This is a genomic window from Pseudomonas sp. QTF5, assembly GCF_000512695.2.
GTDB lineage: Bacteria > Pseudomonadota > Gammaproteobacteria > Pseudomonadales > Pseudomonadaceae > Aquipseudomonas.
Genome location: NZ_AZRW02000011.1, coordinates 87002 through 106281, shown reverse-complemented (window position 1 = coordinate 106281; position 19280 = coordinate 87002). Strand labels below are relative to the sequence as shown.

20 protein-coding genes are annotated in these 19280 nt (G+C 60.3%); 10 read left to right on the top strand and 10 right to left on the bottom strand.

The features are described from left to right. Positions 1–10 precede the first annotated feature (10 nt). From IC37_RS11670 to IC37_RS11660, 3 genes are all read right to left on the bottom strand, one after another. Positions 11–1606, bottom strand: coding sequence for a GMC family oxidoreductase (locus IC37_RS11670; protein WP_030130144.1), 1596 nt, complete (start codon positions 1604–1606; stop codon positions 11–13). Positions 1607–1759: 153 nt separating this feature from the next. Beyond that, positions 1760–2305, bottom strand: a complete 546-nt coding sequence (locus IC37_RS11665) for a hypothetical protein (RefSeq protein WP_030130145.1) — start codon at positions 2303–2305, stop codon at positions 1760–1762. A gap of 28 nt (positions 2306–2333) precedes the next feature. Then, entirely contained in the window at positions 2334–3764 is a 1431-nt protein-coding gene (locus tag IC37_RS11660; RefSeq protein WP_030130146.1) for a coniferyl aldehyde dehydrogenase, read from the bottom strand. Between the two features lie 145 nt (positions 3765–3909). Here IC37_RS11660 and IC37_RS11655 point away from each other — a divergent pair, with 145 nt between their 5' ends. After that, on the top strand, positions 3910–4581 hold the full coding sequence (locus IC37_RS11655) for a TetR/AcrR family transcriptional regulator (RefSeq protein WP_030130147.1): 672 nt from the start codon (positions 3910–3912) through the stop codon (positions 4579–4581). A 56-nt stretch (positions 4582–4637) separates the two neighbouring features. Further along, positions 4638–5492: a sulfurtransferase gene (locus IC37_RS11650; RefSeq protein WP_030130148.1), complete on the top strand. Its 855-nt coding sequence runs from the start codon at positions 4638–4640 to the stop codon at positions 5490–5492. A 114-nt stretch (positions 5493–5606) separates the two neighbouring features. Here IC37_RS11650 and IC37_RS11645 read toward each other — a convergent pair whose 3' ends face one another. From IC37_RS11645 to IC37_RS11625, 5 genes are all read right to left on the bottom strand, one after another. Further along, positions 5607–6449 carry an AraC family transcriptional regulator gene (locus tag IC37_RS11645; RefSeq protein ID WP_030130149.1) on the bottom strand — a complete coding sequence of 281 codons (843 nt, stop codon included), beginning with the start codon at positions 6447–6449 and terminating at the stop codon, positions 5607–5609. A gap of 3 nt (positions 6450–6452) precedes the next feature. Then, entirely contained in the window at positions 6453–7463 is a 1011-nt protein-coding gene (locus IC37_RS11640) for a hydrolase (RefSeq protein WP_030130150.1), read from the bottom strand. 73 nt (positions 7464–7536) lie between these two features. Next, a complete protein-coding gene (gene rsmD / locus IC37_RS11635; RefSeq protein ID WP_030130151.1) occupies positions 7537–8148 on the bottom strand; it encodes a 16S rRNA (guanine(966)-N(2))-methyltransferase RsmD in 612 nt (203 codons plus the stop codon). After that, positions 8148–9638 carry a pitrilysin family protein gene (locus tag IC37_RS11630; RefSeq protein WP_030130152.1) on the bottom strand — a complete coding sequence of 497 codons (1491 nt, stop codon included), beginning with the start codon at positions 9636–9638 and terminating at the stop codon, positions 8148–8150. The genes rsmD and IC37_RS11630 overlap by 1 nt, the downstream gene beginning before the upstream one ends. Then, positions 9631–10986 carry a pitrilysin family protein gene (locus tag IC37_RS11625; protein WP_030130153.1) on the bottom strand — a complete coding sequence of 452 codons (1356 nt, stop codon included), beginning with the start codon at positions 10984–10986 and terminating at the stop codon, positions 9631–9633. The genes IC37_RS11630 and IC37_RS11625 overlap by 8 nt, the downstream gene beginning before the upstream one ends. A gap of 343 nt (positions 10987–11329) precedes the next feature. Between IC37_RS11625 and ftsY the strand changes: the two genes are divergently transcribed. From ftsY to rpoH, 4 genes are all read left to right on the top strand, one after another. Beyond that, positions 11330–12934 (top strand): signal recognition particle-docking protein FtsY, encoded by a 1605-nt coding sequence (gene ftsY, locus IC37_RS11620; protein ID WP_030130154.1) that lies wholly within the window; start codon positions 11330–11332, stop codon positions 12932–12934. After that, complete coding sequence (gene ftsE, locus IC37_RS11615) at positions 12931–13602, top strand: cell division ATP-binding protein FtsE (protein WP_007897888.1); 672 nt, start codon at positions 12931–12933, stop codon at positions 13600–13602. The genes ftsY and ftsE overlap by 4 nt, the downstream gene beginning before the upstream one ends. After that, the gene (gene ftsX / locus IC37_RS11610; protein WP_030130155.1) at positions 13599–14627 is read left to right on the top strand and encodes a permease-like cell division protein FtsX; all 1029 of its coding nucleotides are present in this window, start codon (positions 13599–13601) and stop codon (positions 14625–14627) included. The genes ftsE and ftsX overlap by 4 nt, the downstream gene beginning before the upstream one ends. Positions 14628–14740: 113 nt before the next feature. After that, positions 14741–15595, top strand: a complete 855-nt coding sequence (rpoH, locus tag IC37_RS11605; protein WP_007897890.1) for an RNA polymerase sigma factor RpoH — start codon at positions 14741–14743, stop codon at positions 15593–15595. Between the two features lie 94 nt (positions 15596–15689). On the opposite strand, the gene mtgA is transcribed toward rpoH, so the two are convergent. Further along, positions 15690–16412 carry a monofunctional biosynthetic peptidoglycan transglycosylase gene (mtgA, locus tag IC37_RS11600; RefSeq protein ID WP_030130156.1) on the bottom strand — a complete coding sequence of 241 codons (723 nt, stop codon included), beginning with the start codon at positions 16410–16412 and terminating at the stop codon, positions 15690–15692. A 74-nt stretch (positions 16413–16486) separates the two neighbouring features. On the opposite strand from mtgA, the gene IC37_RS11595 reads away from it, so the two are divergent. The 4 genes from IC37_RS11595 to trmB all read left to right on the top strand — a co-directional run bounded on the left by IC37_RS11595 (position 16487) and on the right by trmB (position 18818). Next, positions 16487–16855 (top strand): DUF423 domain-containing protein, encoded by a 369-nt coding sequence (locus IC37_RS11595; RefSeq protein WP_030130157.1) that lies wholly within the window; start codon positions 16487–16489, stop codon positions 16853–16855. A 172-nt stretch (positions 16856–17027) separates the two neighbouring features. Further along, positions 17028–17228, top strand: coding sequence for a sulfur carrier protein ThiS (gene thiS, locus IC37_RS11590; protein ID WP_007897898.1), 201 nt, complete (start codon positions 17028–17030; stop codon positions 17226–17228). Positions 17229–17288: 60 nt separating this feature from the next. After that, entirely contained in the window at positions 17289–18083 is a 795-nt protein-coding gene (locus IC37_RS11585) for a thiazole synthase (RefSeq protein ID WP_007897902.1), read from the top strand. Between the two features lie 9 nt (positions 18084–18092). Further along, a complete protein-coding gene (trmB, locus tag IC37_RS11580; protein WP_030130159.1) occupies positions 18093–18818 on the top strand; it encodes a tRNA (guanosine(46)-N7)-methyltransferase TrmB in 726 nt (241 codons plus the stop codon). A 132-nt stretch (positions 18819–18950) separates the two neighbouring features. Here trmB and IC37_RS11575 read toward each other — a convergent pair whose 3' ends face one another. Then, the gene (locus IC37_RS11575) at positions 18951–19274 is read right to left on the bottom strand and encodes a DUF3392 domain-containing protein (protein WP_007897907.1); all 324 of its coding nucleotides are present in this window, start codon (positions 19272–19274) and stop codon (positions 18951–18953) included. Positions 19275–19280 lie beyond the last annotated feature (6 nt).

The following is a 19280-nucleotide window of genomic DNA, read 5'->3' as shown; positions in this document are numbered from 1 at the left end:
TTCCGCGTTTTCATGGGTTTTTCAAACGTTCGGCCAGCGAAGTGGCCAATTGCGCCGTCAGTCCGTAAACCGACAATTGTGGGTTTGCGCCAATGCTGGTGGGGAAAAGCGAGCCGTCATGAATCGACAGATTGGTGAGTTGGTGATGTCGGCCGAGGCTATCGGTCACGGCGTTTTTCGGGTTTTCACCCATGGCGCAACCGCCCATCACATGAGCACTGCCCAGACCCGTGCGATACAACTCAAGGCTCAGGCCATCAATCAGCGAGCGTGCTTGGGCGAGGGTTTTCACGTAACGAGCGTCGGCGTGCATCGGCATCACGGCGTTGGCGCCACCGGCGAACTGGATCTCGGCCATGCTGTGGAAAGCCCGGCGCAACCCGTCCCAGGCGTAGGGTGAAACCTGATAGTCGAGTACCGGTGTGGCGTCACCGCGCAATTCAACGCTGCCGCCAGGGCTGTCCGGGTGAAAACCATCTCGCAGCAACGCCAGCATGGCGTGGGTGTGCGGCAGGTTTTCCATGTGCCGGGCGCTTTCCGTGCCGAAACCACCGAGCAGGGTGCTGGCCAGCGCGGGGTGCAGCGGTGGAACCTCCAGTTTGTAAGACATCTTGCCGGTGGTGCCATCCTGCCATTGGAAATGGTCGGAATAGATTGACTGCGGCGCGCCGTAGAACGGGTTGATCACCTCATCGAACAGCCCGGCGGACATATTTACCAGGTGCAGGAAGGTCCGTTTGCCCAGCCGCTCGTGCGGATCCGGCGCTTCGGAGCGCAATAGCAGCGCCGGGCTGTTGATCCCGCCGCCGGCCAACACGTAATGCCGCGCCTTGACCTTAATCGTGCGTCCGGTGGGCGCAACGCAACGCTCATCCATCGCCACACATTGCAGCCCCGTAACCCTGCCGTCTTTGATCGACAGCTTTTCGGCGCGGGCCAGATAGAGCAGCTCGCCACCTTTTTCCAGGGTTGCCGGGATGGTTGTGACCAGCATTGATTGCTTGGCGTTGGTCGGACAACCCATACCGCAGTAGCCGATGTTCCAGCAGCCGCGCACGTTGCGCGGAATCACATGCCAGGCGTAGCCGAGTTTTTCGCAGCCTTTGCGGATGACGTCGTTGTTGGCGTTGGGCGGCATCAGCCATGGAGCGACACCCAGGCGTTGTTCCATTTTCTCGAACCAGGGCGCCATCTCGGCCGGCGTGTGGCCTTTGACGTCATGCTCCTTGGCCCAGTGTTCCAGTGTCGGATCCGGGGTGCGAAAGCTCGAGGTCCAGTTGATCAGCGTGGTGCCGCCCACTGCCCGGCCCTGAAGGATGGTAATTGCGCCGTCCTTGCTCATGCGGCCGATGCCTTCCTGATAGAGGCTGGTGTAGGCCTGGTCTTCGAGCATCTTGAAGTCGCTGCTGGTCTTGAGCGGGCCTTCTTCGATCAGCAACACCTTGTAGCCGGCGGCGCTGAGGATTTCGGCAGTGGTCCCGCCGCCGGCACCGCTGCCGATGATCGCCACGTCCGCGTCTAAGGTCAGGTCCTGGGTCAGTCGGGCGCCGTTGTAGGTTTTCCAGCCACGGGCCAGGCCTTCGCGGAACGGATCGGGTACAGGCATGTCTGGGGTTCTCTTATTATTTTGGATTTGATGGTGATGCGGCTGACGTCGCGGGCAAGCCACGCTCCCACAGGGTTTGAGTCGTTCACAAAAGGGTGGTCCATCTCAAAACCTGTGGGAGCGTGGCTTGCCCGCGATAGGGTCGACTCGGTCTCAAACCGTAGGCGGCCCGGGATACCCGCAATGCACCCACGACTCCGCCCGGCTGTACCACGCCATCATCACCATTTGCAGCAACGAGCTGTGGCCCATGCGCAGCAGGTGCAACGAGCTGTTTTCCCAACGCTCGAGAAAGTGGCGGATCTCGCCGGCACTGGCGTTTTCCCAGCTACCCCAGATCCCGGTCAGTGGCCCGCGGGTGATGCTCATCCCCAACACATCGAATAATTGCCGGGTCAGTTTGAGCATTTCCGGCGACAGGTGATTCAGGCCGTTATCCAGGCAGTGCAAGGTCCCGGCAACAGCGGCCGGCATTTTTTCAACGGCCACCGCGCCATCGAGCATCACCGGAATCACTGCCCGCAGAAACAGCAGGTCACCGCTGCGCAGAATCGCAAAACCGCTGGCCGGGTTGCTCGACGAGCAGCCGCTGAGGCTCGCGCCTAATCCGGCCGTGGCCAGAAAGGCGCTGGCGCCGAGGCTGAATTTAAGCAGGCCGCGCCGTGACAGCGCGGGTGTGTCGGACAGGCTTGGGCTCATTATTGTTATTACCCGGCGGTGATGATCGTTAGCGGATAAACAGCTTCTGGATCAGTTTCTGAATGGATTTTCCGTACGGCGGATAGATCAGCTTCGCCGCGTTGAAGCGCTGTTTGATCAGTACACCTTTGGCCTTGCTGAAAGTCAGGAAACCTTCGCGTCCGTGGTAGTGGCCCATGCCCGATGCCCCGATGCCGCCGAACGGCATGTCGTCCTGAGCCACGTGCAGCAAGGTGTCATTGAGGCAAACGCCGCCGGAATGGGTTTCGTCGAGGACGCGGTTTTGCTCGCGCTTGTCGTAGCCGAAGTAATACAGCGCCAGCGGACGAGGTCGCTGGTTGATGTAGGTAAACGCTTCATCGAGATCCTTGTACGGCACGATCGGCAGCAACGGGCCGAAGATTTCGTCCTGCATCACCGTCATGTCGTCGCTGACGTTGAGCAGCAGGCTATGACTCATGCGCCGACCCTGGCCCTGATCGAACAGCGGAATCAGCAGCGCGCCCTTGCTGGTGGCGTCGCTGAGGTAGCCGTTGAGCCGCGCCAGTTGTCGATCATTGATGATGGCGGTGTAGTCCGGGTTATCGGCCAGTGTCGGATAAAACCCGCAAACCGCCTGACGATAGGCTTCGACGAAAGAGCCTACGCGGTCTTCCGGCACCAGCACATAGTCCGGGGCGACACAGGTTTGCCCGGCGTTGAGGGTCTTGCCGAAAGCGATGCGTTCGGCGGCGTCCTTGAGCGGCACATCGCGGGAAACGATGGCCGGAGACTTGCCGCCCAGTTCGAGGGTCACCGGCGTCAGGTTCTCGGCCGCCGCGCGCATCACATGTTTGCCGATGCTGGTGGCGCCGGTGAACAGCAAGTGATCGAAACGCAGCCGCGAGAACGCCACGCCGATATCGGCCTCGCCCAATACCACGCAGACCAGGTCCTGGGGAAAGATTCGACCTAGCAGTTCCTTGAGCAGCAAGCCGGTGGCCGGGGTCGATTCGCTGAGTTTGAGCATCACCCGATTGCCCGCCGACAACGCACCCACCAGCGGCCCGATGGCCAGATAAAGCGGGTAGTTCCACGGCACGATCACTCCGACCACGCCCAACGGCTGATAAACGACTTTGGCCGACGCCGGCTGAAAGGCGATGCCGACTTTGCGTCGCGAGGTTTTCATCCAGGTTTTGAGATGCCGGCTGGCGTAGTGAATGCCGTGCAGGCTGGGCATCAACTCGGCGAGCAGGGTTTCATCGGCGCTGCGGTGGCTGAAATCCTGGCTGATGGCATCGATCAGGGCCTGGCGCTCATTGCTCAGCAGATCCCGCAACGCTTTTAGCCATTGCTGGCGCTGAGCCGCGGGGGGCATCGGGTGGGCCGCATATGCCGCGCGTTGAGCGTCGAACAGGGTTTGGAGCTCGTCCAGAGGCTGCTGCAGGTTTTTCAGGTAGGCAATGTCAGCAGGCATGGTCGGCTCCGGATTTATTGTAATGAGGAACTTTTTAGAGTCTATGCTCTATAAAGTCAAATGCCATCCTGGTGCAGCTTTGTTTATCCATCCGCGGATAGGTCGTAAGATGCCCATCACCGCACTCTGAATTAAAGCTCAAGCCATGGCCCCTCGGATCAAAACCAGCGAGCGCATCGTGCAGAACAGCCTGGAGCTGTTCAATCAGCAGGGCGAGCGCAGCATCAGCACCAACCACATTGCTGCCCACATGGAGATTTCCCCGGGCAACCTGTACTACCACTTCCCCAACAAGCAGGCGATCATCGCCGTGTTGTTCAGTGAGTACGAAAGCCTGGTGGACAGCTTCCTGCGCCCGCCCCAGGGGCGTGCCGCGACAGTTGAAGACAAGCGCTTCTATCTCAAGGAATTGCTCTCCGCCATGTGGCGCTACCGCTTCCTGCATCGCGACCTTGAGCATTTGCTCGACAGCGATCCCGAGCTGGCCGCCCGTTACCGGCGTTTTTCCCAGCGCTGCCTGATCCAGGGCACACACATCTACGCGGGCTTCGTCGAGGCGGGCATTCTGTGCATGGATAAGGTTCAGATCGAATCCCTGACCCTCAATGCCTGGATCATCCTCACATCGTGGGTGCGTTTTCTGTGCACCACGCGCGAAAATTCCAACCATCTGAGCGAACAGGCCATCAAACGTGGCGTTTATCAGGTGCTGGTGCTGGAGGCGGGGTTCGTCACCGATCAAGCTCGCAATGCGGTGAATGCACTGTTCGAAGAGTTTTATGTGCCGCTGGCCCGGGCGCTGGAAGAAGTGGGATAGAGAAGTGGAATAAAGAGTGCAGTAGGATTCCAGACAAAAAATCACAGGAGCCCGTTATGCCCATTGCGCAACTGATCAGCCCGCAAGCGTTGGACCTGAAAAAGGAGACGCCGGGGCTGGTGATTCTGGATTGTCGTTTTGCCCTCGAAGACCCGGACTACGGTCAGCGCAGCTACGCCGAAGGGCATATTGCCGGATCGAGCTTTGCCGATCTTGAGCGTGATTTGAGCGGGGCAGTGGTCAAGGGGGTTACCGGGCGTCATCCATTGCCCGAGCCCGCCGACTTGATCGAACGCTTGCAAACCTGGGGCATCAACGCCGACAGCGAAGTGGTTTTGTACGATGACGGTCCCGGCGCCTACGCGGCGCGGGCCTGGTGGTTGCTGGCGTGGCTGGGCAAGCGCGATGGCGTGTTCATTCTCGATGGCGGACTGAAAGCCTGGCATGCCGCCGGATTGCCCCTGAGTCTTGATCCGCCAACAATCACTCGCGGCACCTTCACCGGGACGCCGGATGCTTCGTTGGTGCTCAGCGCCGAACAACTCCAGCAACGTCTCGGCCAGCCCGCGCTGACCTTGCTCGACGCCCGCGGCTTGCCGCGCTTCAAGGGCGAAGTGGAGCCGATCGATCCGATTGCCGGGCACATCCCCGGCGCACAATGTGCCGCGTTCACCGATAACCTGAGCAGCGACGGTCGGTTCCTGCCGGCCGAACAGCTCAAGCAGCGGTTTGCCGCAAAACTCGGTGATCGTTCACCGACGGAGTTGGTCGCGTATTGCGGTTCCGGTGTGACCGCCTGCCACAACTTGTTCGCCCTGTGCCTGGCGGGTTATCCGCTTGGGGCGTTGTATGCGGGGTCGTGGAGCGAGTGGATCAACGATCCTGCGCGAGGCGTCGCCACCGGCGAGTAAACGCAAAGCCAATGTGGGAGCGGGCTTGCTCGCGAAGGCGGTGTAACAGACGACATTAATATCGACTGACCCACCGCTTTCGCGAGCAAGCCCGCTCCCACATTTGGATCTTCGTCATCCATAACCAGGCAGCTGCCGAGCGCTGCGATACGCCCCCGGTCCTACGCCGTAAACCTGTTTGAATTGCCGACTCAGATGGCTCTGGTCGGCAAAACCCAGTTGGGTCGCTACTTCCAGCGGCAGGCAGCCTCGCTGTAGCAGCGCCCGTGCCCGGGCGATACGCTGCTGCATCAACCAGGTGTGTGGCGGCATGCCGGTAGCTCTGCGGAATACCCGGGCGAAGTGAAAGGGCGACAGGTTCACCGTCGACGCCAGTTCTTCCAGCGAAGGCGGCACCGCCAATCGTGATTGCAGCAGTTCCTTGGCCAGGGTCACCGCCCGATGTTCCTTACCGGGTCTGCTGGCGATCGGAACGGCTGCGTGACGTTGCAACAGCGACAGCATCATTTCCCGCCAGACGGTTTGTTGCTGCAGGGCAGTGGACGGGCTCTCCAGCAAACAATGCAATTGGCAGAATCCCTTCACCAGATCCGGATCGCGATACAACGTGGCGCCAAACGCCGGCAAGGTATCGGTCGGCAGTTCGAGCTCGTCCAGCAGTGAAAGAATCTGCCCGCTGTCGGGATAAAACGCCCGGTACAACCAACCGTCTTCCGTCCCTTTGTGACCGGTGTGCAGTTCATCCGGATTGATCAGTACGAGCGTGCCGCTGCCCGCCAGATGCTCGGCGCCTCGATAGCGATAACGCTGGGCGCCAGCCATGATCATGCCGATCACATAGCCGTCATGCACATGAGGGGCGAAGCGCTGTTCGATGTAGCGTGCGGACAACAACTCGACCCCGGCCAACGGCGCCGTTTGCCAGAAGTGAATCGACTCGCCCTGACCGGAATCCATGGGTTACTTGCGCCCTGTGGTGGCCAGCCATTGGGGAATGCGCCGTTCCAGGTAGTAACCCGGTTGCCGGAAGGAGCCCTCGACGAAGCCGACATGCCCACCCTTGGCCTGCAACTCGAATTGCGTGCAGGCAGACAATTCGTCGGCTTGCGGCAGGCTATGAGGAAAGACAAACGGGTCATCGGCCGCCTGGATAATCAGGGTCGGTGTGCGAATCTCCCCAAGGAAATAACGACTCGAAGCGCGGCGATAATAATCCGCGGCATCGGCGAAACCATTCAGTGGTGCGGTCACCCGGCCATCGAAATCCCAGAAGGTGCGCATATTCTCCAGTGAGCCCAGCGCCGCCAATGCCGCCAGGCCATCCTGATGCCCTTCATGCTGGAACCTGCGCTGCTTGTTCTTGATGTAGGCGACCATCTCTCGCATGAAATGCGCTTGATAGAATTTGGAAAAACCCTGGCTGATACGATCGGCGCAGTGATCGAGGCGAAACGGCACCGACACTGCCACGGCGCCTAGCACACCGCTGTTGCTGCCCGTTTCGCCCAGATGCTTGAGCAACACGTTACCGCCCATGGAATAACCGACCGCATACAGCGGTGCAAGGGGGCGTTGGTTTCGCAGGTGTTTGATGGTTTCCGCCAGGTCTTCACTGGCCCCGGAATGGTAACTGCGTGGCAACAGATTGGGCTCGCCGGAGCAGCCTCGCCAGTTCAGCGCGACGCTGGCCCAACCCTGGGCACCCAGCGCCTTTTGCATCCCGGCCACATAAGGCGAGTTCGATGAGCCGGTCAGGCCGTGCAGCACCAACACCAGCGGCGCATTCGTGCTGTGGGGGCCGTGCCAGTCCAGGTCAAGGAAGTCGCCGTCTTCGAGCCACAAACGTTCGCGTTCGCGGTCGATATGCGTGGTTTTGCGCCATAGCGGTCCCCACAGGGTTTGTAAGTGCGGATTACCCAGACCGTAGGCGGGCGTGAAGGCGGGGGTGAAACGTTCTGGCAGATGGGACACGATTGCTCTCGATGCAGCGGTGCTTACCCGCAGCGTTAGCTGACTGAGTTTCGCACCGTTTTTTCAGGCCGGACTAACCGGCAATCCCTGCCATACGTTGCCACAACGCGTAATACACCCGTCCGGATTTTTGCTCCCGATGCAGGCGCCAATTTTCCGGCAAGCCCAATATCGACGGTGCGGTTTCGCTTTCAGTGTAGACCCACGCATCGTCGGTCAGCCAATGACGCTCTTCGAGCAAAGTGCAAACGACCGGCAACAGGTTCTGATTGAATGGAGGGTCGAGAAACACCAGATCGAACGCTGTGGCCGGTTGGGTTTCCAGATAGCGCAAGGCGTCGGCAGTCTGTACCTGGCCGGTGGTGCAGCGCAGGGTACCCAGATGTTCTTTCAGGCTGGACACCGCGATGTTGCTGGCGTCCAGCGCCTGGCCCATGGCCGCGCCGCGGGACAAGGCTTCCAGAAACAGCGCGCCGCTGCCGGCAAACGGATCGAACACCTTGGCTCCGGCGACGTAAGGCGCGAGCCAGTTGAACAGGGTTTCACGCACCCGGTCCGGGGTCGGTCGCAGGCCCGGGGCGTCAGGGAAGCTCAGCTTTCGGCTGCGCCATTCGCCGCCGATGATGCGCAGTTGATTCACACCGTTATGCACGTTGTGGACAGGTTTTTTCGGGCGAGTGGCCATTAATGCTCCGGAACCCCGAGCGGTTGCTCGGCAGGTTTGTCAGTAGGGGCCGGCAACGGCTTTTGTGGCACGGTCGGGCCAGCGCTGACGATGACCAGTTTGTCCGTGCTCAGGTGTTTGTTCAATGCGGCTTTGACTTGCTCGACGGTCAGGCTCTGGGACTGCTGCATGAAGTCTTCCAGGTAGCTCAGCGGCAAGTTGTAGAAACCCATGGCGCCAAGCTGCCCGACGATATCGGCGTTGCTGGCGGTGGACAGCGGGAAGCTGCCGGCCAGTTCACGTTTGGCATCGTCGAGTTCTTTCTCGGTGGGGCCGGTTTTAAGGTAGTCGGCGAGCACGTCCTGCACCAGTTTCAGCGTGCCTTCGCTCATCTCCGCGCGGGTCTGCAGGTTGATCATGAACGGGCCGCGAACCTGCATCGGGCTGAAGCCCGAATACACGCCATAGGCCAGGCCGCGCTTCTCGCGCACTTCGCTCATCAACCGGGTGCCGAAGCCACCGCCGCCAAGGATCTGATTGCCCAAGGACAACGCTGCGTAATCCGGATCATCACGGTCGATGCCCAGTTGCGCGATCATCAGGTTGGTTTGCTTGGACGGAAACTCGATGTGGCCGATGCTGGACTTGGGGTCGGTCGGTTGTTCGATTTTTGCCAAGGCCGGCCCCTTGGGCAGGTCGGCGGACACTTGTGCGGCAACCGCCTCGGCCTCGGCGCGGGACAGATCGCCCACCAGCGCAATCACCACGTTGCCAGCGGCGTAGGCTTTCTGATGGAAGGCTCGCAACTGCGCCAGGGTGATCGGAGGGATGCTTTTCGCCGTGCCGTCGCTGGAATGCGCGTACGGGTGATCGCCATACAAGCGGTTCATCAGCTCCAGGCTGGCGAGTTTGCCGGGGTTCTGTTTCTGGTATTCGAAGCCGGCCAGCATCTGGTTCTTGATGCGGGCGAACGAGTCGGCGGGGAAGGTCGGTTTGCCGACGACTTCAGCGAACAGCTTCAAGGCCGGCGCGCGTTTGTCCACGTCACTGAGGCTGCGCAAGGAGGCAATCGCCATGTCTTTATACGCGCCGTTACCGAAGTCAGCCCCCAGGCCTTCGAAGCTCTGGGCGATAGCGCCAACGTCTTTGCCGGCCACACCTTCGTTGAGCATGGCGTTGGTCAGCAGTGCCAGGCCGGATGCATCGCCGTCCTGGCTGCTGCCAGCGGCGAAGATCAGGCGCATATCGAACATCGGCAGCTCACGGGCTTCGACGAACAATACCTTGGCGCCTTCGGCGGTGTTCCAGGTCTGCACGTTCAGCGAGCGACGGCTTGGGGCTTTGCCGTCGAGTTCCGCCAGGGATTGCAGTTTCTGGCTGGCCTTGGCTTTGTCAAGGGCTTCGCTGGCTTTGGACTCGTCGGGTTTTGACAAATAGAAAGCGGCAGACCCGATCAGTGCGACAGCGATCAGGCCGATCAGGGCCAGGCGCGATTTTTTACGCTCACTCATGAGTCGTCTCCTGTGGCAGTACATGGGCGACGCTGAGACGTTCGCGGGTGAAATACAGCTTGGCGGCCTTCTGGATATCTTGTGGGGTCACGCTTTCCAGGTCGGCGAGTTCGGTGTCCATCAGTTTCCAGGACAGGCCGACGGTTTCCAGTTGGCCGATGGCGGTGGCCTGGCTGGTGATCGAGTCACGTTCGTAGACCAGGCCGGCAATGACCTGCGCTCGCACGCGCTCCAGCTCTTCAGTGGACGGCGCGGTGGTTTTCAGCTGTTCGAGCAGTTTCCACAGGCCGGCTTCCGCCTGGGCCATGGTTTTCTTCTTCTGAGTGTTCGGCGTGGCCGACAAAGTGAACAGGCTGTCGCCGCGGGTGTAGGCGTCGTAGCTCGACGAACCGCCGGACACCAGCTCTTCGCCGCGTTCCAGTTGCGTCGGGATCCGGCCGCTGTAGCCGCCGTCGAGCAGTGCAGAGATCAGGCGCAGGGCGTTCACCGAGCGCTTGTCTTCGGCCGTGGTGATGCTCGGCACGTTGAAGGCCAGCATCAGGCTCGGCAATTGGGTTTGCACATGCAGGGTAATCTTCCGTTCGCCGGGCTCGGCCAGTTCCAGCGGAATTTTCGCCGGTGGCACGTCACGCTTGGCGATCGGGCCGAAGTAACGCTGGGCCAGGGTTTTGACTTCGTCCGGGGTTACGTCACCGACCACGACCAGGGTGGCGTTGTTCGGCACATACCAGGATTGATACCAGTGGCGCAGCTCTTCGACCTTCATGCGGTCGAGGTCCGCCATCCATCCGATGGTCGGCGTGTGATATCCGCTGGCGGGGTAGGCCATGGCCATGAAGCGTTCGTAGGCCTTGGACATCGGCTTGTCGTCGGTGCGCAGGCGACGTTCTTCTTTGATGACTTCGATCTCGCGGGTGAACTCGTCGGCTGGCAGGCGCAGATTGGCCATGCGGTCGGCTTCCAGCTCGAAGGCCACGCCCAGGCGATCACGGGCCAGCACTTGGTAATACGCGGTGAAGTCATCGCTGGTGAAGGCGTTCTCTTCGGCACCGAGGTCGCGCAGGATCAGCGACGCTTCGCCGGGGCCGACTTTCTCGCTGCCCTTGAACATCATGTGTTCCAGCGCGTGGGACAGCCCGGTCTGGCCCGGGGTCTCATAGCTTGAGCCAACCTTGTACCAGACTTGGGAGACGACGACTGGCGCACGATGGTCTTCGCGCACGACAACCTTCAGGCCGTTGTCAAGGGTGAATTCGTGGGTGGGTTGTGGATCGGCAGCCAGGGCCGAGAGGGGCAGACAAACTGTGCTGAACAGCAGGCCTGCAGCGCGGCGGGCTAGAGCATTCATTCGTTTTTAAACCTGTTGGGCTGCCCGCTTGGTCTTAGCGTCGGCGGGCGAGAGGGTGCTAGGATACTGATCCGTTTTACTGGCGGCCACGCCTATCAGGCCTTTGGGTTTGATCAGGCTGTATAGGTTTACGACGGAAGGCATGTGTTTAGCAGCTAAACTCTGCTTTTTCGCCGATTTTGCCGGTCTAGTCCTTCGTGAAATCGTATCTTTGAGGTGCCGTTGGTACCTCGACAAAATGTTGCGCGCGAACAAGCTGGATGAATCGCAGTCTGTTCTGCATCGAATTATTTATTGCCGAGGCGCCCTTTGGCGCGTCGCTACTGTGAGATAGCCGTCCTCCATGTTTGGTTCCAACGACGACAAGAAGACCCCAGCTGCGGCTGGCGAGAAGAAAAGCCTGTTCGGATGGCTGCGCAAAAAGCCGCAGGAACCCGTTGTCGAACAGCCACAGCCACTTCCTGAGCCAACACCTGCGCCGGTCATGGAACAAGTGCCTGCGCCGATTGCCCTGCCGATTGCCGAGCCGGTGCTGCAACCCGCGGCCGAGCCTGCGCCTGAGCCTGGAACCGTAGTCGTGGCCCCGTTGCCACTGACGCCAGCCGCCGAGCCGTGGCTGACGTTGCCGGTGGCGGAAGAGCCGGTGGCGTTGGTCGAAGATGAGCAAGCGGTTCACATCACGCCACCGATTCCGGCCCAGGCCGCATTTGCACCTGAGCCGGTTCAGGCGCCAGTGGTTGAGCCGGTCGTTGAGCCCGTGTTCGTGGCCGAGCCTGCACCGGTTGTTCCAGAACCAGAAGTGCCGGTATTTGTTGCTCCCGCTCCGGTTGCACCGGTTGTTCCAGAACCAGAAGTGCCGGTATTTGTTGCTCCCGCTCCGGTTGCTCCGATTGTTCAAGCACCAGAGCCTGCACCTGCACCTGCACCTGCACCTGCACCGGTCATCGTTCCTGTTGTCGCCACGCCTGTTGCTCCCGTCGAAACTCCGGTCGAGCCTGTGCGTACCGAAGAGTCCAAAGCCGGTTTCTTCGCCCGCCTCAAGCAAGGCCTGTCCAAGACCAGCGCCAGCATTGGCGAGGGCATGGCCAGCCTGTTCCTCGGCAAGAAAATCATCGATGACGAGTTGCTCGAAGACATCGAAACCCGTCTGCTGACCGCCGATGTCGGCGTCGAAGCGACGTCGGTGATCATTCAGCGCCTGACCCAGAAAGTCGCTCGCAAAGAACTGGCCGATGCCGACGCGTTGTACAAATCCCTGCAAGCCGAGCTGGCAGCGATGCTCAAACCCGTCGAACAGCCGTTGAAAATCACCTCGCAGAACAAGCCATTCGTGATTCTGGTGGTGGGCGTCAACGGCGCCGGCAAGACCACCACCATCGGTAAATTGGCGAAGAAACTGCAACTCGACGGCAAGAAAGTCATGCTTGCCGCCGGTGACACCTTTCGCGCCGCCGCGGTCGAGCAATTGCAGGTCTGGGGTGAGCGCAACAAGATTCCGGTCATCGCCCAGCACACTGGCGCCGACTCGGCTTCGGTCATCTTCGATGCCGTGCAGGCCGCCAAGGCTCGTGGCATTGACGTGCTGATCGCCGACACCGCCGGTCGTTTGCACACCAAAGACAACCTGATGGAAGAACTGAAAAAAGTTCGCCGGGTGATCGGCAAGCTCGATGCCGATGCGCCGCACGAAGTGCTGCTGGTGCTCGACGCCGGTACCGGCCAGAACGCCATCAACCAGGCCAAGCAATTCAACCAGACCGTCGAACTGACCGGCCTGGCGCTGACCAAACTCGATGGCACCGCCAAGGGCGGGGTGATTTTCGCCCTGGCCAAGCAGTTTGGCTTGCCGATTCGCTATATCGGCGTCGGCGAAGGCATCGACGATTTGCGTACTTTTGAAGCAGAACCCTTTGTCCAGGCATTGTTTGCCGAGCGGGAGCGTTCATGATTCGTTTCGAACAGGTCGGTAAACGCTACCCGAATGGTCACGTCGGCTTGCATGAGCTGAGCTTTCGAGTCCGTCGGGGCGAATTCTTGTTTGTCACCGGCCATTCCGGCGCCGGTAAAAGCACCTTGTTGCGGCTGTTGCTGGCCATGGAACGTCCGACCACCGGCAAATTGCTGTTGGCAGGGCAAGACCTGAGCACCATCAGCAATGCGCAAATCCCGTTCCTGCGTCGGCAAATCGGCGTGGTGTTTCAGAACCACCAACTGCTGTTCGATCGCACGGTGTTCAACAACGTCGCGTTGCCGCTGCAGATCCTTGGCTTGTCCAAGGCTGAAGTCGCCAAGCGCGTGGACTCGGCCCTGGAGCGCGTGGCGCTCTCGGACAAGACCGATCTCTATCCCGGCGACCTGTCCACCGGCCAGCAACAGCGCGTCGGCATCGCTCGCGCCATCGTTCACCGTCCAGCCTTGCTGCTGGCGGACGAACCGACCGGTAACCTCGACCCGCGTCTGGCGGCAGAAATCATGGGCGTGTTCGAAGACATCAACCGTCTGGGCACCAGTGTGCTGATCGCCAGTCACGACCTGGCACTGATTGCCCGCATGCGTCACCGAATGCTCACCTTGCAGCGTGGCCGATTGATCGGCGACGGGGAGGCTGGCGTATGAGTGCAACACGTAGCCCCAAAGTTTCCGAGCGCGTGGCCCCGAAAGCCGCCGATCCGCAACCGCAGCAGCAGAAAAAAAAGCGCGACGATGACGATGGCCCGGATTTCTCTACGCTGTTCCGCGCCTGGGTCGAAAGCCATCGTGCCAGTCTGCTGGACAGCTTGCGCCGCTTGGGCAAACACCCGATCGGTAGCTTTTTCACCTGCATGGTGATGGCTGTTGCCCTCAGTTTACCGATGGGCCTGTCACTTCTGCTAAGTAACGTGGAACGTCTCGGCGGTTCCTGGCAGCGTGCGGCGCAGATTTCCCTGTACCTGCAACTCGATGCCAGCCCTGAACAGGGCGAGTCGTTGCGTGAGCAGATCAAGGGCATGCCGGGCGTGGCCGACGCCGAGTACGTGGGTCGCGATCAGGCGCTGGAAGAGTTCCAGCAGCAGTCCGGACTGGGCGAAGCGCTCAAGGAACTCCCGGAAAACCCGCTGCCGGGCGTGGTCCTGGTGACCCCGAACGAGGTCGACAAGCCCGCGCTTGAAGCATTGAGACAAAAACTTTCCGAATTGCCGAAGGTACAACAGGCGCAACTTGATCTAGTCTGGGTCGAGCGTCTGGCAGCCATTCTCAAACTGGGCGACCGTTTTGTCTTCGGTCTGACCGTGCTTTTGGTTTCTGCATTACTTTTGGTGATAGGCAATACCATTCGTCTTCATATTGAAAACCGCCGCACAGAGATAGAAGTGATTAAACTCGTCGGCGGCACTGACAGCTATGTGCGCAGGCCCTTTCTGTATATGGGCGCGTTGTATGGCTTCGGTGCGGGGTTTCTTTCCTGGGGCGTATTGGCGTTCGGCCTGAACTGGCTGAATGACGCGGTGGTTGGATTGGCCGGTTTGTACGGCAGTGATTTTGCGCTGGCCGGAGTGCCAGTTGCCGACGGTCTATCGCTCTTGCTTGGCGCGGTGCTGTTGGGGTATATCGGTGCATGGATTGCAGTCGCACGCCACCTGCGGGAGCTTGCGCCAAAGTAATATCATTTTGCTCGTATTGACCTTTCAGCGTTTATGGGAACTTGTCTTTTGGTTCCCGGTCAATTTTCGCAGTGCTGAACTGCACGAGTTATGTAAGTCGGAGGTTTTTTCGTATGACCAATTCTTTGCAACCTGCATATGCTCTGGTCCCGGGTGCGAACCTGGAGGCCTATGTGCACACGGTGAACAGCATCCCATTGCTGACGCCGGAGCAGGAGCGTGAACTGGCCGAGAGTCTCTATTATGAGCAGGATTTGGGGGCGGCTCGGCAGATGGTGCTCGCCCACCTGCGTTTTGTCGTACACATTGCCCGTAGCTATTCCGGCTACGGCCTGGCCCAGGCTGACCTGATTCAGGAAGGCAACGTCGGCCTGATGAAGGCGGTCAAGCGTTTCAACCCGGAAATGGGCGTACGCCTGGTGTCCTTTGCGGTGCACTGGATCAAGGCGGAAATCCACGAGTTCATCCTGCGTAACTGGCGGATCGTGAAAGTCGCGACCACCAAGGCTCAGCGCAAGTTGTTCTTCAACCTGCGCAGCCAGAAGAAACGTCTGGCCTGGCTGAACAACGAGGAAGTCCATCGTGTGGCGGAAAGCCTCGGCGTAGAGCCGCGGGAAGTGCGCGAAATGGAAAGTCGCCTGACCGGCCATGACATGGCTTTCGACCCGGCTGCGGAAGCGGACGACGACAGTGCATTCCAGTCGCCGGCCAACTATCTGGAAGACCACCGGTACGACCCGGCCCGTCAACTGGAAGACGCCGACTGGAGCGACAACTCCAACCACAACCTGCACGAAGCGCTTGAAGTGCTGGACGACCGCAGCCGCGACATCCTCTACCAGCGCTGGCTGGCAGAAGAAAAAGCCACGCTGCACGACCTGGCGCAGAAGTACAACGTGTCGGCCGAGCGTATTCGTCAGCTCGAGAAGAGCGCGATGAACAAGCTCAAGTTGTCGATTGCCGCGTAACCTGCGCACCGGCAATAAAAAACGCCCCGATCATTGATCGGGGCGTTTTTGTTTGTGCGCAATATTCCTGTTAACCACAGGGGGGGCTTTAGCGTTATTGAGACCAAGGTGCCCGCCGCGAATCGTTGAGCCCGACCAGATAACTGTCACCGCCCAACTGACTCATCTGCTGCCGAATCCAGCCCGCCCGCCGTGCTACGTAGTTGGTTGGATGGCTGGCGCTCCACACCCGCGGGTTCGGAAGTACTGCGGCCAGCAAACTCGACTGCTGCCGGGACAGCGAACGCGCGCCCACACCAAAGTGATGCTGAGCCGCCGCTTCGGCGCCAAACACCCCTTCATCCCATTCGACGCTGTTGAGGTACACCTCAAGAATCCGCTGCTTGGGCCAGAGCACCTCGATCAGCCCGGTAAACCAGGCTTCCAGGCCCTTGCGCAGCCAGCTGCGGCCAGACCACAGAAACAGGTTCTTCGATACCTGCTGGCTCAAAGTGCTGGCGCCACGAATCGAGCCACCGCGTTCGTTATGCGCAAACGCTGCCTGAATCGCGCCGATATCAAAGCCCCAATGCTCGGGAAACTTCTGGTCTTCACCGGCAATCACCGCGACTTTCAGGTCGTCGGAGATTTCATCCCAGGGTTTCCAGGTGCGTTGCAGGTCAATGGGTTCACCGTCGAACCAGGATTCGATCTTGCGCTCGACCATCAGCGCCGTTCCCGGTGGCGGCACCACCCGAAACAGTAATACCAGCAATACGCTGCCGCCCGCGAACCAGAGCAGGGCCTTCGTGAAACGACGGAAAAATAACTGCAGCATAGAGATGGCTTGGCCGAACCCGTTGAGCCGGCCATTATACAGACCCTGTTGATCGAGTCTGACTGGAGTTCTTCATGCTGCGTGGCTTTCTAATGCTGGCCGCTTTCTTCGGCTTCACCGGCGTTGCCCTGGGCGCATTCGCCGCTCACGGCCTGAAAAGCCGTCTGACGCCCGAGTACTTGGCGATTTTCCATACGGGCGTCACCTATCAACTGGTGCACACCCTGGCGTTGCTGGGTGTAGCGCTGCTCGCCACGCAGATTCCCGGTCGACTGATTACTTGGGCCGGCGCATCCTTTGCTATAGGCATTCTGTTGTTTTCCGGCAGCCTGTACCTGCTGACGATGACAGGCATCAGCAAGCTCGGGATCGTTACGCCCTTCGGTGGCCTGGCGTTCCTGGTCGGCTGGGTTTGCCTGGGGCTCGCCGCCTGGCGGGCGTAGGAGCGAGGCTTGCCCGCGAAGGCGTCGTATCAGCCACCATCTTCTTCGACTGACACTATGCCTTCGCGGGCAAGCCTCGCTCCTACGGGATCGTGTTTCAAGACGAATGGCTTGGGTCGGCCTGACTGATCGGGCTAGAATGCCAGCCCCTAAAATGATGGCGGCATTCGGCATGCGCATTCAGTTGAACGGCGAATCCCTTGAACTGCCCGACGGTGAAACCGTTGCGGCCCTGCTGACCCGTCTGGAACTGACCGGGCGCCGGGTGGCGGTCGAGCTCAATCTGGATATCGTCCCGCGCAGCCAGCATGCAGAAACCACGCTGAACGACGGCGATTCCGTCGAAGTGGTCCATGCCATCGGCGGCGGCTAGTCGTCCGGCCCTAATGGGCACAGAATTCTGCAAGAACCTCACCCCTACAGAGGATTTCCCATGAGCATCGTTCGTAGCGACAAGCCCTTCGTCCTGGCCGGTCGTACCTACCAGTCGCGTTTGCTGGTAGGCACCGGCAAGTACCGTGACATGGAAGAAACCCGCCTGGCCATCGAAGCCTCGGGTGCCGAGATCGTTACCTTCGCCGTGCGCCGTACCAACCTCGGTCAGAACCCGGGCGAACCGAACCTGCTCGAAGTCCTGTCGCCGGATCGCTACACATTCCTGCCTAACACCGCCGGCTGCTTCGACGCTACCGAGGCTGTGCGCACCTGCCGCCTGGCCCGTGAGCTGCTCGGCGGCCACAACCTGGTGAAGCTGGAAGTGCTGGCGGACCAGAAAACCCTGTTCCCCAACGTGATCGAAACCCTCAAGGCCGCCGAAGTGCTGGTCAAGGAAGGCTTCGACGTGATGGTGTACACCAGCGATGACCCGATCATTGCCCGTCAACTGGCGGAAATCGGCTGCATCGCGGTCATGCCGCTGGCCGGTCTGATTGGTACGGGCTTGGGCATCTGCAACCCGTACAACCTGCAGATCATCCTCGAAGAAGCCAAGATTCCCGTGCTGGTAGATGCCGGTGTCGGCACCGCTTCCGACGCCACCATCGCCATGGAATTGGGTTGCGAAGCGGTGCTGATGAACTCGGCCATCGCCCATGCCCAGCAGCCGATCATGATGGCCGAAGCCATGAAACACGCCATCGTGGCGGGCCGTCTGGCCTACCTCGCCGGCCGCATGCCGAAAAAACTCTATGCCAGCGCCTCCTCGCCGCTGGATGGTCTGATCAAGTAAGAGCCATTGATGACTGAATCGAACGACACGCCTATCCAGCAAGAAGAAGGCGAAGAGCGCCAACACCGCCGCATCAAGAGTTTCGTGATGCGCGCCGGGCGCATGACCGAAGGCCAGCAGCGTGGTCTGGACCAAGGTACGCCGCTGTTCGTACTGCCTTTGGCCGACGCACCGGTGGACTTCGATCAGGTGTTCGGGCGCGCAGCAAAGCGCTCGCTGGAAATCGGTTTCGGCATGGGCCATTCGCTGCTGGAAATGGCCGCGGCCTCGCCGGAGCAGGATTTCATTGGCGTGGAGGTTCACCGTCCGGGTGTCGGCGCGCTGCTCAATGGCGTACTGACTCAGGGCCTGACTAACCTGCGGGTTTACGATTGCGATGCGATCGAAGTGCTTAACCGTTGCATCGCCGACAACAGCCTCGATCGCCTGATGCTGTTTTTCCCGGACCCGTGGCACAAGAGCCGTCACCACAAGCGTCGTATCGTTCAGGCATCGTTCGCTGAGCTGGTGCGCAGCAAGTTGAAAGTCGGCGGTGTGTTGCACATGGCCACCGACTGGGAACCGTACGCCGAGTACATGCTGGAAGTGATGAACGTCGCGCCGGGCTATCGCAACCTCGCCGAAGACGGCAAATGCGTCCCGCGCCCGGCCGAACGCCCGATCACCAAGTTCGAACGCCGCGGCGAACGCCTTGGGCATGGCGTGTGGGATCTGAAGTTCGAAAAACAGTCCTAAACCCTACGCAATACCAAATGTGGGAGCTGGCTTGCTCGCGAAGGCGTCGTATCAGTCAACATCACTGTTGAATGATCTACCGCTTTCGCGAGCAAGCCCGCTCCCACATTTGTTTTGTGTTGTGCTTGGAGATCAGCGGCGGTCGGCTACGACGCCGATCAACACCAGCACCACCAACAGCACCGGCGCCAGGCTGTAGTTGTTGAACTGGCTCAGGCCTTTGATGATCCATGGCGTCGCATAGATCAGCGCCACGCCGCTGCCGACCATGCACAGCAGGGCCATCAGCGGGACGCGCAAAGCGCCGGCGATGCTGCCCAGGCGTTGGTCGACCCAGCCCTTGATGTCGGCGCCAAACAGCACCAGCAAGCAGCCCACCAGCGCCAGAGAGATTTCCGACAGGTTGCTACGGCTCCAGCGGGACACGGTGGCAAGCAGGTCGAGTACCAGATCCATTCGATT